This is a genomic window from Pantoea sp. sgz302252, from assembly GCF_047713085.1.
Lineage (GTDB): Bacteria > Pseudomonadota > Gammaproteobacteria > Enterobacterales > Enterobacteriaceae > Scandinavium.
This window is the reverse complement of sequence record NZ_JBLFJW010000057.1, coordinates 1-14,162: the sequence shown is the minus strand read 5'-3', so window position 1 is coordinate 14,162 and position 14,162 is coordinate 1. Positions and strand designations below refer to the sequence as shown.

General features: G+C 46.8%; 13 protein-coding genes and 1 pseudogene. 10 read left to right on the top strand and 4 right to left on the bottom strand.

The features are described 5' to 3' along the window. The 5 genes from ACLW56_RS24420 to ACLW56_RS24400 all read left to right on the top strand — a co-directional run. Positions 1-894: bacteriophage T4 gp5 trimerisation domain-containing protein (locus tag ACLW56_RS24420; RefSeq protein ID WP_330986215.1), on the top strand; the 894-nt coding region annotated here is incomplete at its 5' end. A 79-nt stretch (positions 895-973) separates the two neighbouring features. Continuing rightward, complete coding sequence (locus ACLW56_RS24415) at positions 974-1,873, top strand: hypothetical protein (protein ID WP_330986214.1); 900 nt, start codon at positions 974-976, stop codon at positions 1,871-1,873. Then, entirely contained in the window at positions 1,863-2,786 is a 924-nt protein-coding gene (locus tag ACLW56_RS24410; RefSeq protein ID WP_330986213.1) for a transposase, read from the top strand. Before ACLW56_RS24415 ends, ACLW56_RS24410 begins: the two co-directional genes overlap by 11 nt. 169 nt (positions 2,787-2,955) lie before the next feature. Continuing rightward, entirely contained in the window at positions 2,956-3,801 is an 846-nt protein-coding gene (locus ACLW56_RS24405; protein WP_330986212.1) for a hypothetical protein, read from the top strand. A gap of 130 nt (positions 3,802-3,931) precedes the next feature. Then, positions 3,932-4,843, top strand: coding sequence for a transposase (locus tag ACLW56_RS24400; RefSeq protein ID WP_330986211.1), 912 nt, complete (start codon positions 3,932-3,934; stop codon positions 4,841-4,843). Positions 4,844-4,933: 90 nt separating this feature from the next. Here the strand turns inward: ACLW56_RS24400 and ACLW56_RS24395 are convergent, their stop codons facing one another. The 3 genes from ACLW56_RS24395 to mdtJ all read right to left on the bottom strand — a co-directional run bounded on the left by ACLW56_RS24395 (position 4,934) and on the right by mdtJ (position 7,879). Beyond that, positions 4,934-7,096, bottom strand: a complete 2,163-nt coding sequence (locus ACLW56_RS24395) for an EAL domain-containing protein (protein ID WP_330986210.1) — start codon at positions 7,094-7,096, stop codon at positions 4,934-4,936. Between the two features lie 104 nt (positions 7,097-7,200). Continuing rightward, a complete protein-coding gene (mdtI, locus tag ACLW56_RS24390) occupies positions 7,201-7,530 on the bottom strand; it encodes a multidrug/spermidine efflux SMR transporter subunit MdtI (RefSeq protein ID WP_330986209.1) in 330 nt (109 codons plus the stop codon). Then, complete coding sequence (gene mdtJ / locus ACLW56_RS24385; protein ID WP_330986208.1) at positions 7,517-7,879, bottom strand: multidrug/spermidine efflux SMR transporter subunit MdtJ; 363 nt, start codon at positions 7,877-7,879, stop codon at positions 7,517-7,519. Before mdtJ ends, mdtI begins: the two co-directional genes overlap by 14 nt. A 342-nt stretch (positions 7,880-8,221) precedes the next feature. Between mdtJ and ACLW56_RS24380 the strand changes: the two genes are divergently transcribed. From ACLW56_RS24380 to ACLW56_RS24360, 5 genes and pseudogenes are all read left to right on the top strand, one after another. Further along, positions 8,222-8,377: a hypothetical protein gene (locus ACLW56_RS24380; protein WP_330986207.1), complete on the top strand. Its 156-nt coding sequence runs from the start codon at positions 8,222-8,224 to the stop codon at positions 8,375-8,377. 371 nt (positions 8,378-8,748) lie between these two features. After that, positions 8,749-8,907 carry a hypothetical protein gene (locus ACLW56_RS24375; RefSeq protein ID WP_330986206.1) on the top strand — a complete coding sequence of 53 codons (159 nt, stop codon included), beginning with the start codon at positions 8,749-8,751 and terminating at the stop codon, positions 8,905-8,907. A 105-nt stretch (positions 8,908-9,012) separates the two neighbouring features. Beyond that, positions 9,013-9,969, top strand: coding sequence for an omptin family outer membrane protease (locus tag ACLW56_RS24370; protein WP_330986205.1), 957 nt, complete (start codon positions 9,013-9,015; stop codon positions 9,967-9,969). A 114-nt stretch (positions 9,970-10,083) separates the two neighbouring features. Then, positions 10,084-10,241: pseudogene (locus ACLW56_RS24365) on the top strand (type I methionyl aminopeptidase); the annotation flags it as partial. Between the two features lie 322 nt (positions 10,242-10,563). Then, entirely contained in the window at positions 10,564-11,535 is a 972-nt protein-coding gene (locus ACLW56_RS24360) for a LysR family transcriptional regulator (RefSeq protein WP_330986204.1), read from the top strand. Between the two features lie 44 nt (positions 11,536-11,579). On the opposite strand, the gene ACLW56_RS24355 is transcribed toward ACLW56_RS24360, so the two are convergent. After that, positions 11,580-14,162, bottom strand: a 2,583-nt coding sequence (locus tag ACLW56_RS24355; protein ID WP_330985112.1) for an autotransporter outer membrane beta-barrel domain-containing protein, incomplete at its 5' end; no start/stop codon positions are given.

Genomic DNA, 14,162 nt, shown 5'->3' with positions numbered 1-14,162 from the left:
TTTAATGAACTGCGGTTTGAGGATGCGACCGGCAAAGAGCAGGTCTATCTCCATGCGCAGAAGGATATGGATACGGAGGTGCTGAATAACCGGACCACAGACGTCAAAGTCGATCACAGCGAAACAATCGGGAATGACCAGAAGATAACCGTCGGGCATGACCAGAGTATTCAGGTGGAAAACAATCAGACACTGAAAGTGAAAAATGACCGGCTGGTCAACGTCAGTCACGACGAAGGGTTGTACGTCGCCAAAGACCGGAAAGTCACCATCGAAGGGAAGCAGGAGCACAAAACCAGCGGGGACCATATCAGCCTGGTGGAAGGCAAACAGAGTCTCGAAGTAAAAGGCGATCTGGCGCAGAAGGTTAATGGCGCGCTGGGGATGAAAGCACAGGGTGAAATGGTGCTGGAAAGCGGCATGAAAATCACTCTCAAGGTGGGAAGCTCTTTTATCGCCATCAGTGCAACCGGCGTGGACATTATGGGACCGATAATTAATTTAAACAGCGGCGGAAGCCCGGGAACACCGGTAACCACATTAACCCCCTCATTTTTGACAATATCGGGTGATGGTGAAACGTCGGGTTCTGATGACAAGAATTCTGACGAGGGTGCCAGTCAGGGAAATGGTGATGATTCTGGTGGGGGAGATGGTTCTGAAGATCAGGATGACTCAGATAATTATGTTTTTCAACTTCGCTATACAGATGATACGGGTATCGCTTATTCAGGAACTCGCTACACGGCTACTTTTGAAGATGGCACAAAAAAGGATGGAGAAATAGACGAAGAAGGATATACGGAGAAGTATACCCTGGAGACTAAGCAAAAAGTCAGGATCAGATTATTGGACCAGGCTATTGATATGATTGAAGGTGGGGTTTATGAGTAATATATATCAGATATGATTATTTTAGTTGAACGTTGAAATTAAATTTTTAGATGATAATGAATCGTTTGGAGGAGAGGTAATGTCAGAAACGAGAGCTTGTACAGTAGAGGATGCCATAGAAGCAAAGAAATACAACAAGAAATATGGCAAAACAATAAAGGTGACGAATGATTTTGTTAAAATGATGGATGAGGCCATACCTTGTGCTTTAAAGGTTTTAAAAAAGAGACAACACGATCTGGAAAAGTGGGGGAAGAAAGAGCAAGACAAATTTTATGAGATTATGGGGGTGAGAGGTGATGTTTTTATCGAGCATGAATTCAATATATGTGATATGGAAAATAAAAATACCTATTCGTCAACGGGGAAAGAAACAACCACCGTGGTTGAATTTATGCGCAAAGCAGTAGACAGGATGCTTACTATAATGAGCAGCCTGCATGTTGATTCTAATCGTATTGAGGTATCCCCAGAGGACCCGTGTGCTCCTGAGTTGGGGCCTGTACCAGATAAAAAAGTGTATAAATATGGTAATTTTGTAAATCGTACTTATACGAGTGAGTATTCAGCGTATGTAAAAAGGACGGCAACTTGGCATTGTTCCCCAGATCAATATAGCGAAAAACTTGAAATACATATAGGTCATAACTTTTGCACAAAAAAACTAATGGGGCAAGAATCGAAGGTGAGTACACTGTGTCATGAAATATCTCACTTTTATCGGGTTGAACCCAAAAAAACATTATTGGCTGATGAGCAAGAGAAAGCAAAGTCTAGGGGGGAGTGGGGAGGGGTTGGAACCGACGATTTACCTAATACTGATGATTATAAGCATAAAAAAGGGACTGGAGGTAAAAATATCTATATTGAATATAGAGAAAAACTTAGGTCTCAGCATAGCGTTGATGTTTTCAGAAATGCTTACAATTTTGAATTGTATTTTCAACTCACGAATCAGGAGTGTGAAATTGAGGGTTAAAAGTGGAAAGTTATTATTACTTTTTATATTTAATACTGTATTAACAACTAGCGTCAATGCTGCTGATATTATATTTATGAAATATGGATATGGGAAAATATATTGGGGCGATAAATCTTCAACTTTTGATCCAGCGATTTATCCCCTGAAGGATTCTTACGCGTATGATAAGCTTATGCAAAGACAACCCAGAGCTACAACGGCTAATCTTAATCCATATTATGACGTTAATGAATGGGATAATAATCAAACTCAAAAAGATCGTGCCATAGTTGCTTCCCTGAAGGTCTGGCAAAAAAAACACGATGTGCTTTCTCAAGTGAAAATTCATAATGAAAGCGGACGCAGTTATTTTATTTATAGAGGGGGGCTACCTAGTCTTGCCGGTCCTGTTTCATTCGGCGTGATGTGTGGTTCTGATTTCAGGCTAACCACCGGTGATATTAAACTTGATTATTTGGGCCATTCTTGTGATTTTGGCAATGACCTACAAAATAATTGGGTGGAAATTGAATCTGGAGATGAACTGTCATTTATTGTTAAGTTGAATTTGGCATATGAATTTCTACCGGGGAAACATCAATATCAAGTAGGCTCGCTTGAATATGAAGTTGTGACAAAAGAGTGGTTCACCGAGGTGATTTCAAATGCAACAATGTTTAGTATTTTCAACAGACGTTCAGAATGTCCGATAAAAACCGAGTTGCCAATAGTGATAAAGGAACAGTCGTTGTGCCCACAATATGAATTTAGAACAAACGATCTGGAGTCTATCATGAATGATCTTGGTTTTGATGGAGATAATAGCAATAATTACTTCCAGATAAGAACAAATCAGGTATCAATCACGATTGATGCTGATGAAAATACATCCTATTATCATTTTTTAAGAAGTACCAAAAGTGGGTATTAGCATTAGCACAGGTGAACAAAGAGTATGGCAGATCCTCATCGCTATATGCACAGGGTATTCAGTCCATTTCATCCAGTTGCTGCAGGTGCAGCGCCATTAAGCTGAATGGTCAGTATGAACAGTATGAAATTTATAATTACCCCGGACGCTTCAAGGATGGATAGTTATTATGAAGGGTAACATTTTAAATGCGAATCATAGCCGTATTTTGGTGAGTTTTATAATATTCTTTTTCACCTGTTTTTTGTATCCAGGAACTATGGCTGCTGATTTTGTTTTTAAACAAAAATACAGATTCGGCTATGAGCGAAGACACACTGACGGAAAACCAGTAATTTATCCCGGTGTAGTATTAAGAGAGGATGATGGTCACGAAGATAATTCAATAAAAAATATTGTTGTTAGTTTATCAGTCCATCAACGCAATGACAATGTGATTGCTACTTTGATTTTTAGTAACGAAAGCAATAAAACGTATTTTCTTCCTAAGCAATATTACCCAATGCGTCTTCAAAAAAGTAATGGGGAAATCTACGATGGATTGTGTGGGGAGAGTTTTATCATCACATCAAATGACGTGAGTCTTGACTACCTGAGTGGTTCTTGTCCGTTTGATTTGGATGTTGATATTGATATGTCCGGATGGCTGAGGATAATGCCTGGTAAGAAAGTATCAGTAAGTTTTACACTAAACGACATGTATGCTTTTTTACCTGGTTTAAGAAATTATACATTAAGTTCACAATGGTTTAAGTTAGTAACGCCAAATTGGTTCGCGTTAAAATCTCTCAATAATGTGTTTTATTTAACGCTGAACAAAGAAAAAAAATGTGATAGTTACAATATAAAATATTTTCTAGGGGAAATGCCTTGGGACAACACTTGCCAACTTCACAAAAATGTTTTTTTCCCCATGTGGCAATTGATAGAAACTAGTGATAACTATTCCATTTACGTCAGGGCAAATAACATTATGGTTAAAATAAATGGTGACGTGGTGAGTTTTCCATATTAATTTTTTATATGCTTTATATATTTTAATAAATGAGGTAAGTTGAAAAAAAGCTGGAACAGTTGAGGTTTTTGAGAATGCATATAATTTTGAGCGGTATTTCGAAGTGACACCTTGAAGGATGGTGGAAAATATGGCCAAGAGTTTAGAAATTGTTGCTGTGGTTATATTATTGATTTGCACAGCCAATGCTCCTAAAGTCTATTCTATCGGCGGAGTGGCGTCAATAAAATATGGATATGGAAAGGACAAGTTTGGAAATGTTAATATTACTTATGAACCAGAGTTATATTTATTAAAGGATTCTTTATCGTATCGGGAGTTGTTAAAGAAAAATTCAGATTCCACTGTTAGAGATATTTATCCATATTATAGCATTAGCATATTTGACAATCAGATGGTCAAAAGAAACAATAATATCAATGTAACTCTTTCTGTCCAAAAATCCAAGGGCAAGGTACTGGCACTGGTCAGATTTTATAACAAAAGCGGTCGAAGTTATTATGTTCATAGGAATTTTCTGCCTTCGCACGGTAGTATGTGTGACAGTGCATTTTTGATTACGACGGACAATATTAAACTAGATTACTTAGGAAGACATTGTCAGTATGAAAGCGACGGCATTAAATATATTAGGTCTAACAGAGAGGAAATAAAACCGGGGAAGAGTTACTCGTTTTTTTACACTCTAAATAAAGAATATGAATTTTTACCTGGAAAACATCAGTATAATATTGGATCGCTTGAGTATTCCTTAGTAACTGACGAATGGTTTATAGAGTATGATATTTATGTTCTAATGTTTAGAATGTTTTATGGTTATGCATATTGCCCCGAGTTAACTTATGATTATGTTGTTTTAAATAGACGTTGGTACTGTACTTCAAGTGGTCCCGAAGAAAGTGAGCTAAGATATTTCCTTGAGCAACTAGGTTTTGATGGTGGAAGGAGCAAAAGTAGTTTTGAAATACGAACAAATCAGGTTATTGTGACTATCAATGGGACCAAGGATACCTCTTATATTTCTTTACTGAGAAAGCGCTGATAATAAAAGCTATTAGAGTAATAGGTTTAGAATCACTAATGTTGGCTCTCGCCCTCTTTTACGACAAATTATCCAGTTAAAAAATGCCTATTAACACTGTCGCTGCTGGCGTAACTGCAGCAGCGACGCGATTGGCATCGGCTCGCTGAACCAAAAACCTTGCAGCTGATCGCACCCGGCAAGCCGCAATAACTTCATCTGCTTCTCGTTTTCCACTCCTTCAGCAATCACCGTCATTCCCAGGGCACTGGCAATTCGAATCGTACCGCCAACCAGCGCGGCAGCCTGGTCATCGTTATCCACCAGCCCGGCCAGCGATTTATCAATCTTGATGGTGTCGAAATTAAAACGTCGCAGATAGCCAATGCTTGAATAGCCTGTTCCGAAATCATCCAGCGCCACCGCCGTGCCCAGCAGTTTTAGGTTTGAAATCGCTGAACGCGCGCGCTCAGGGTTTTCCAGAACGTAGGTTTCCGTGACCTCTAACTGCAAACGGTGCGGCGGAAAGCGGCACGAATCCAGTACTCGCGCTACTTTGTTTTCAAATTCCGGATCACGAAACTGCGCCGGGGAGATATTCACCGACAACTTGAGATCGTCCAGCGCCTGCAAATCCGAGCACGCACGGCGCAGCACAAACTGCCCGAGGGAATAAATCAGCCCACTGGTTTCGGCGATGGCGATAAAAGCGTCGGGCTTCAGTTCGCCTTTCGGCCTGCGCGGCCAGCGAACCAGCGCTTCGACGCCCGTCATCACCTGCGAACGTGCATCGACAATCGGCTGATACCAGACCTCAAACTCTTCATTTTCCAGCCCGTCGCGGATGTCATTTTCGATACTGAGCTGGTATTCGCGGGCGCTGTTCAGCTCCGCATCGTAATGCGTAATGCGGCCTTTGCCGGTGATTTTGGAGTGATACATGGCGATATCCGCCCGACGGAACAGCTCGGAACTGGAACGGTTCTCCAGCGAACCGCTGGCAATCCCGATACTGGCGCTGATGTGGATCGTGCGCTCACCCAGGCGAATCGGCGCAGTCAGGTAATCCAGCACGCTGCCCGCAAAAGCCGCAGCTTTCTGCCCTGACTCGCTGCCGCTCACTGTCATCGCAAACTCATCGCCGCCAAGTCTGGCAAGCATCCCGCCCTGCGGCACTTGCGCCTGCAGCGTGTGCGCAATATGCACAATCAGTGTGTCGCCCACGTCATGCCCGTAGATATCATTGATGTCCTTGAATCCATCCAGATCGATAAACACCACGGTTTTCAACGCTTCGCCATCGCGATGGCTGACATTTTCCAGATGTTCAATCAGTGCCCGACGGTTCGGCAAATGGCTCAGCCAGTCGGTCAGCGCAATTTCCCGCGCCTGTTTTTCCCCACGCGCCAGTTTGTACAAGCCCAGACTGCTCAGCAGGATAAAAAGCAGGATCAGCCCCGCCGCCAGCGCCACGATTTTGCGAATCTCCGGTGAGGCCGCCATCGCCGCTTCCGCACCGGGCAGGCGCGGTTGCCAGTTAAGATAGCCCAGCACTTTTCCGCCCGAGCTTTTCAACGGCACGCTGTACTCGCTAATTTTCGCTTTGGTGAGATTGAGATTGGCAATCTGGAAGGTGTTGCCCAAATCTTTGAGAATGCCCGGGTTGATATGGCGGGTGATCACCAGATAGCGCCGCGTGGCATCATAAACCTGCAAACGCCCCGTCATCGGGCGAATCAGGCCAATGCCGATAAACGCGGTACCTTCGCGGGTTTGGGTGATTCCGGCGAAAATATTTTTCCCGCTGGCTAAGTCCGCTTTATGTTGGGTGATTAATGCCTGTAGACCTTCACCCAAAAAATCCAGATTGTGCTCACTCATTGGCTGACTGTGAAACGAGCCCCACAACACCTGAAAATGTTGGTCCAGCACAAAGGTGCCGTCATAAAGATTATTGATTTTGAAGCCCGCGCCCCAGGTGTCGTACAGCCAACGGGTATCCAGTTCAGGCGGATAGACTTTATGCACGGCGTCGTCCCAGATGGCGTTATCCACCACCAGCGACAGCACGCGATTCACCGAAGTCTGAATCGCGCCCTCCACGGAAAGCGCCGAACGATGGGCATCGATGGCGTTGGTTTTGCTGCTGATCAGGTGCTGGGAAAGGTAAAGCAGAGAGACAATAGAAATGATAAGCCCGATGCCCGCCATAAAAAGCATCACAAACAGCGTTCTGGCTGTGGCGATATTACGCCAGCGAGATGGATTAAACATTCGCGACCCTCATGCACGCGGTTGGCACTGGGGAAATGCACCCTATTTACATAGCGTAATACAGCCAGCATTTTTCGCTGCCCGTAAACGCGGGCAGCGTCACATCATGAAAGTTTAATCATCACCATACCGGCTAATAATAAGGCTAAACCGATCCAACCTTTGTGATTGAGGCGCTGCCCAAACAAGATCCAGCCCGCCGCCAGTGTCGCTGCGACGCCGAAACCGCCCCAAATGGCGTACGCCACCGAGAGATCGATACCCTTCACCGCCTGCGACAGCGCGCTGAACGCCGCTAACACGGCCACCAGGGATAAAATGCCGTAGGTTTTGCGACGAAAACCATCCGAAAATTTCAGGAAAATATTGGCGACAATTTCCAGCACAATCGAGCCTGCAAGCCAGGCGGCGTGAACCCACTCAAACTGCTGCATGGCTCACCTCTTCGTGGTTACTTTTCGCTTTGCGGGTGCCGGATTTGATCAGCACAATACCCGCCACCAGCGTCGCAAGCCCTGCGCCTTTCATCAGCGTCAGGCTTTCATCAAACAGCGTCACACTGAACAACGTGATCAGCAAAATACCGACGCCTTCCCACAGCGCATACGCCACACCGAGCGCAATTTTCTTCACTGCGAAAGAAAGGAATATATAAGAAAGTGAAATCATGGCGAGCATTAAAATATAGCCAGCATGGCCATCGCTCACGCTCGCCCATTTCATTGATAAGGTACCTGTAATTTCAGCCACGATCGCCAGGGCTAATAAAATCCAGTAAAACATGGTTCTTCTCCTGCCTGAGAATATAATCCGTAGCAGCTTGCCACTGCGTGTAAACCGTAAAAAGTGATTAAGATTTAGCTCAAACGAAGGAAAAGACTACAGCGCAGAGCGCCAGTGCTGCTCACCAGATAGCAGAGAAAAGGAAGGAAAAACAGAAGATTGCGTGGTAGTACGAATGTTGAACACGATGTCCATAAAATTACAATTATCCGCGATGTTGCTTCTCGTCCTTGCGGATGGAAATTGTCCTCAGTGGTTAAACACGTCATAATTCTGGCATAGCGCTATACTAAACTCAAAGTCTTTTCATTTCTTTACGGAAGTTGTTTAAGGTCGTTTGGTATGAAGCAGCACGAGTTTGCTGAAGCGATTGGCGCCAGCGCGGCGCTGGTACAATCCTGGGAATTGAAACGCAGAATTCCCACCGGTATCGCGCTGAAGGTGTTACGTCTGCTGGAACGAAATCCCAAATTTATGGAAGATCTCAAACTGGCCTGAAAAGGTGGTGAATAACCCGCCTTTTTTACGCGCCATTGCCCGGCGGCGCTGCGCTTGTCGGGTCTACAAAAAACAGGCGTATCGGGTAGGCTGGCGTAAGGCGAAGCCACCACCCGCATTAACGTGATAACACCAATGCCACGCTATTAGATCTTGAGCAATCCGCGAATAAAGAACAGTTTCCCGAGGTAACTCGCAAAAAAAAGCACCCGCCGCCTGCACGGCAAAGCCACAGATGCAGCAACAGCAAAGCACGCCAGTGCAGATACACCCGAATCGAGCGCGACCTGCTGCGAGATCTATTCGAAAATACGCAACCGCTATGCCCTACTTCAGGGCGACGGGTTACCCAAACCGGTTTTCTAAACGGCATGCCGATTAAAATAAGAGTGATGCCAGACTGCATCGTCATCCCCCCACAAAACACCCGAGAGCTGTGGGGCTGTCTGGACGGGATGAGCGTGGTGGATATCAACAAACAGCGAGCCGTCACGGCGGTGATCACTCAACCACAGCGCCATCAATGCTGACGACTCAGACTCATACCTGCATCTGATGGTATTTTGAGCCGTCATTTCTATACTTCTTCCAGTTTGTTGCGGCGTTGCTTTCATTCACTCCTGAGCGGGGCTCTTATGAAACTCTATCCGGCACTCTGGTTGATTTGTGTTCCCGTAGCGGCTCCTGCCCTCGCCAGCAGTTATGCCACCGGTGAACCAACGAGGTATCAGTACGATGGACTGTCGCTGAATGCCTCGCTGGGCTATCTGGGCGGAGAGTCGAAGGAATTTGTCTATTTTCAGGGTCAACAGGTCAGCCGCCTGGACTGGAAGCTGAAGAACGCGGCTATCATCAAAGCCGAAGCCAACTATGACATTTTATCGTGGCTGAGTCTGAACGCCAGAGGCTGGACCACGCTTGCCTCTGGCAGCGGTCATCTGGATGATTACGACTGGCAGGACCCTCATTCCAGCCATTACACCGACAGTTCCCACAGCCCGGCCACGGTGAATGAAGCCAATGAATACGACTTAAGCTTGCGCTTTTGGGCGTGGAATCAACCGAATTATAAGTTCGGCGCCATCGCGGGTTATCAGGAAAACCGCACCAGCTGGTTATCAAGGGGCGGTACTTACGATTATGCGGGCACAGACATCAACGATAACTACGATCCCAATCTCCCTCGCCAGAAAGGGAAGTTCAATAATGACCCCGGTGTTGGCTACCGTCAGGTGTTTAAAACGCCCTATTTCGGCCTTGTCGGTTACTACGCCCTCAACCAGTTTGAGTTCAGCGGCCTGCTCAAATACAGCCATTGGGTGGATGCCACCGATCATGATGTGCATTATCAGGCCGACTCCACCTCTTCCACCAGCAGCAACAATGCCGAACTTTGGGCTGGCGTGATAAATGCCGGTTACTGGCTCACCCCGCATACCAAAGTCTTTACCGACGCGACCTACACCTGGTACCCCAACAAACATGGTGATGAGAAAATCTGGACGTCAAAAGGTGACGACGACAGCGAAGGCGGTGGTGGGCTCCAAAGCCGGGCCTGGAGCCTGACCGCCGGAGTGCAGTATTTGTGGTGATGCCAGGGTGTAGCACAGCTCAATTTATTCGACGATTTCGCCCCGCGTGCCAATAGCGAATAATTGATGGACGTTATCGATAAGCAAAACAAGAAAGGCAATAAATTATGGTTTGTCAACCAGGGCGGTAGCAAAATCAAAACCAAAAAGACGGCTGGACGGTGGTCACTCGCGACAAAAAATTGTCGGCGCAGTGGGAACACACTATTACCGTTACCACCGACGGTTTTGAAGTGTTGACGTTACGTAAAAACGAAGTGATCCCAGGTTAGCATCGTCTGGTTACCTGCCGGTATTGCGCTAGCACAAGCCATAAAAACCGTGTGGCCCAGTAAACGTTGCGCCTCCTGCCGTTTATTGCAGTATAAATGTACTGAACGGCAGGAGTACAAATACAGACATTTTATTTCGCATCTATAATATTCAACAACCTCTCCATCGTCGCTGCTCCGCTCAAGTAAGATATCTCTTATATTTACGGCATCAAGCTCGAATGTCAACCTCCATGCTATAAGCGCACAATAATTTCGAATTTGAAGAAATTTATTTATAAAAATGAAGTTATGAATGATATAATCCTAAGGATAATATCTGGTGGGGGACAAGCTCCTCCATACCTTCATGTGTCCACAGAATAATCATAAAGATTGGTGTGGGATGATAAACTTACGTAATCTCCGGAATTTTGACCTTAATGTCCTGCCTCTTTTTTTATCGGCGTATAAACACTCCAGCATAAAAAAGGCGGCGCAAGAACTTGATACTTCATCTTCAAACGTGACTCAGGGAATCAATAAATTACGAAAACATTTTAACGACCCACTTTTTGTTCGGGTTGGTCAGGGAATAGAACCCACTATTTTTTGCACCCAGCTACATTCGGCACTACAGTCGAGCTTTAGTGACATCTATGGCTCAATGTTCAGCACCGAGAAGAAAGAAGAAATTGTTATCTATGCGCCCGATGGCCCGATGCTGGATTTTATCTATAAATACGCGAAGGCCCAGGACACAGGCTCTCTGCCTAAGATAACGCACATCAGCACAGTGGTTGACGGGAATATGGCAGCGGAACTTTTCTCTTTCAGAAAAGCAGATATTGTCATTACGCATGAAAAAATCTTCAGCCCCGGTATCATCAGCATCAAATTATATAAAATGAATTCTTATATTGCCTACAACCATCGTAACCCACAACTTGCAGACCCAGTTGACAGGAAAAATAGTGACCATGCGTTATTAACGCTCCCATGGGTGACAATCAACAATAATCATTCGCATTATCAGTCAATTAGAAAAAATAATCTGTTCATCGCTAACATTATAAAAAACCGTACTCGGGTTGCATTCGAAAGCACGGCGTTAAATCTCAACCTGTTATTTATTGAGAAAAACAACGCCATTGGATTTATTCCCGAGATGTTCTGTAAGCACATGAATGAACACTGGCGAAAAAACATCACCCTGCTCCCTGTACCGGAACTGGAAATTGACATCTACATTAATTATAAAACCAACGCGAAGGACTTACTGAGAGTGATTGATATCTTCAGAATGGACTCTTAAATTGAAAACGGCCCTGTGATAAGCAGGGCCGTTGAGTTTTACAATCAGAAGTTGAACTTGTAGTTCACCATCAGACCTTTATCGCTGATACCGTCCTCTTTCCAGTGGAAGGCTTCCAGCGACGCCGCGGTGTTACCGGCATGATATTTTACGCCGACCTGCGCCATACTGTTGATGCCGCCGCCTTTCTGACCGTCATCCACGGCGAAGTTCTGCCCGGATGCGCCCTGCAAAGAAGCGGTTTTACCGCTGGTTGAGTAGCTCAGGTTCGGGCCACCTTCAACGGTCGCTGTTGCTGCCCAGCCGTTCTTACCGGCGTAGCTCAGCTTCATGCCGACCACGGAATCCACGGCGGTTTCAGTGGTGCTGTTCATGTTGAGGTTGAAGTCACCTGCCCCGGTTTCTTTGTAGCCGTCATCCAGCGTGTGGCGCAGCTTAACACCGGCGTACGAGGCAATATCCAGCCCTTCGCTGAGGTTGAAGGTTTTACGGCCTTCAGAGCGCAACTCAAGATATTGCTGCTTAGTATCAGCCGAGGCCTGTTTGTTCACATCGCCGTAGTTAATGCCGCGTTTGCTGTCGAGCTGATGCACGTCATAACGCAGGCCGTTGTTCCACGACAGGCCACTTTCACCGATAGGCATGGCATGATCCAGACCAAAGAACTGACTGTAACCGCCGGTAATGCCATCCTGACCGGCGCTGACGTTGCCGTCGCCGTCCAGACGCGCGATACCGTATTCCATGGTTAACGACTGGTTGTTACCGAAGCCCAGTTTCTGACGCAGTGCCATCATATCGTACTGCGTGTCATTGCTGAGTTCTGCACGCGGATCGCCCTTCGCCACTACGTTAAATGACAGACCGTTGTTAATTTCCGGTGCCGCATCGGCCAGCATATCGAAGCGGTTGCTGAGCACGCGCGCATCGCGGGCGACATTCAGTGCCTGGCTGCCGCTGATCTGCTTCATGGCTTTGGTGACGTCTGAAGACGTTGCCATATTCAGGCTGTTGTACAGTTCGTTGTTGGTGTAACCCGCATCAAGTGCCGCTGCAACGCTGTTGACGCTGCTGTCATCCACCACCGAGGTGTAGGCGTTTTTGCTCATGGTGACGTCAACGTTGCCGTTGGCGTCTTTACTGCCGGTCGCCGTCCACACCACGCTGGTCGACTGCACGTTTTGCTCGCCCTGAATGTCATTGCCGACAAAGACGTTATCAAACGTTTCTGTGGTGGCAGCAGTACCTGCGGTAAAGCCGGTATCCACTTTGACATCATCGAGGTCCATGTTGTTGCCGGCCATGGTGCCCGCCGTCCCGTTGGCATTGGTGCCGACCGTGTAATAGCTGACGCTGGTGCGGACAGGATCTGTGGAGACAGATGCCGTAGCAGTCGGATCAACCGGACGATCGGTGGTGGCAGCATGCACTTCAGTGCTGTCGCCGTTATCGCCGTTCAGCCCTTCAACGGAACCTTCGCCACCTTTAACCAGACCGCTGCCGGTGCCTTCAATGTTAACGGCACCGTTATTGATGATGCGGCCATTGGCCCCCATGCGATCGAAGGCATAGGAATTATCGGCATAGATATTGATAGTGCCGTTGTTTTCCATCACCGCATCCGCCGTGGCATCCGCATTCAGCTGCATCGCAATCAGGCCGCTTTCACCCGCGGCATTGCCTTCTTCACCAAGGTTGATGGTGCCGTTGTTGACCAGCTGGCTGTTTTTCCCGGCTTTCATACCTACGGCATTGTTGCCGTGAATGTCCATTTCCCCGTCGTTGATGCCGACGTAATTTGAGCCACCCAGATTAACAGCCGCAAGCCCACTGGTGGTGGCAGTGAAATCAACCACGCCGTCGTCCTGGTTCCAGAACCACGACTTGCCCGCTGCGGCATTACCACTCGAAACCACCAGTGATTTACCACCGGAAACCGTAGCGGTGCCATCATTGATAAATTTGGTTGTGCCGCCATACAGGTTCACCCCGCCAGCATGGCTGCTGTCGGACACCACCATCGTGCCGCTATTTTTCAGGGTGCTGTTGTCATTGAGGTGAATGGCGTTTTTGTTGTTATCAACCAGCAGCGTGCCGGTGCTCGAGTTCTCAAATACCGCGTTGTTTTTCATCTCCATCATGCTGGCGTTACCGGCATCCGCAGCGCTGCCCAGCGTCACTGTGCCGGTATTAGTCATACGGCTGGAGTCACGCAGCTTAACGCCGTTGTCGACTGTCCCACTGTTATTTAGGGTACTGGTACCCGTTGCCAGGATGGTACTGCTTATGTCACCGGCATTGGTGAGTGTGCCGTTAGCGATATTCAGAGCTGCAGTGATGCTGGCTCCGCTTTGGTTTTCCAGCGTACCGTTGACATCAATATTTCCAGGGCCTTCGAGGGTTCCCGTATTGGTCGCCACCGTGCCTGACTCAACCCAGCCAGAAGATGTTATGCTGGTAATTCCACTCAGCGTGCCTTCCAGAACCATCGACGCTAAATCGTCAGTGTTATCGGCGCTGTCTGGTACACCTTCGCCAAGGATAACCTGGCCTTTGTTGATGATACGGTTGTTGGCATTGCCGTCGGAATAGAAGGCCACACCATTTTCAGCATTGATATTGATGAC

Excerpts from the sequence above, each read along its gene's own strand:
- ACLW56_RS24375 (WP_330986206.1), top strand. The coding sequence starts at position 8,749 with ATGCCGATTAAAATAAGAGTGATGCCAGACTGCATCGTCATCCCCCCA.
- ACLW56_RS24400 (WP_330986211.1), top strand. The coding sequence starts at position 3,932 with ATGGCCAAGAGTTTAGAAATTGTTGCTGTGGTTATATTATTGATTTGC.
- ACLW56_RS24405 (WP_330986212.1), top strand. The coding sequence starts at position 2,956 with ATGAAGGGTAACATTTTAAATGCGAATCATAGCCGTATTTTGGTGAGT.
- ACLW56_RS24395 (WP_330986210.1), bottom strand. The coding sequence starts at position 7,096 with ATGTTTAATCCATCTCGCTGGCGTAATATCGCCACAGCCAGAACGCTG.
- ACLW56_RS24380 (WP_330986207.1), top strand. The coding sequence starts at position 8,222 with ATGAAGCAGCACGAGTTTGCTGAAGCGATTGGCGCCAGCGCGGCGCTG.
- mdtJ (WP_330986208.1), bottom strand. The coding sequence starts at position 7,879 with ATGTTTTACTGGATTTTATTAGCCCTGGCGATCGTGGCTGAAATTACA.
- mdtI (WP_330986209.1), bottom strand. The coding sequence starts at position 7,530 with ATGCAGCAGTTTGAGTGGGTTCACGCCGCCTGGCTTGCAGGCTCGATT.
- ACLW56_RS24370 (WP_330986205.1), top strand. The coding sequence starts at position 9,013 with ATGAAACTCTATCCGGCACTCTGGTTGATTTGTGTTCCCGTAGCGGCT.
- ACLW56_RS24415 (WP_330986214.1), top strand. The coding sequence starts at position 974 with ATGTCAGAAACGAGAGCTTGTACAGTAGAGGATGCCATAGAAGCAAAG.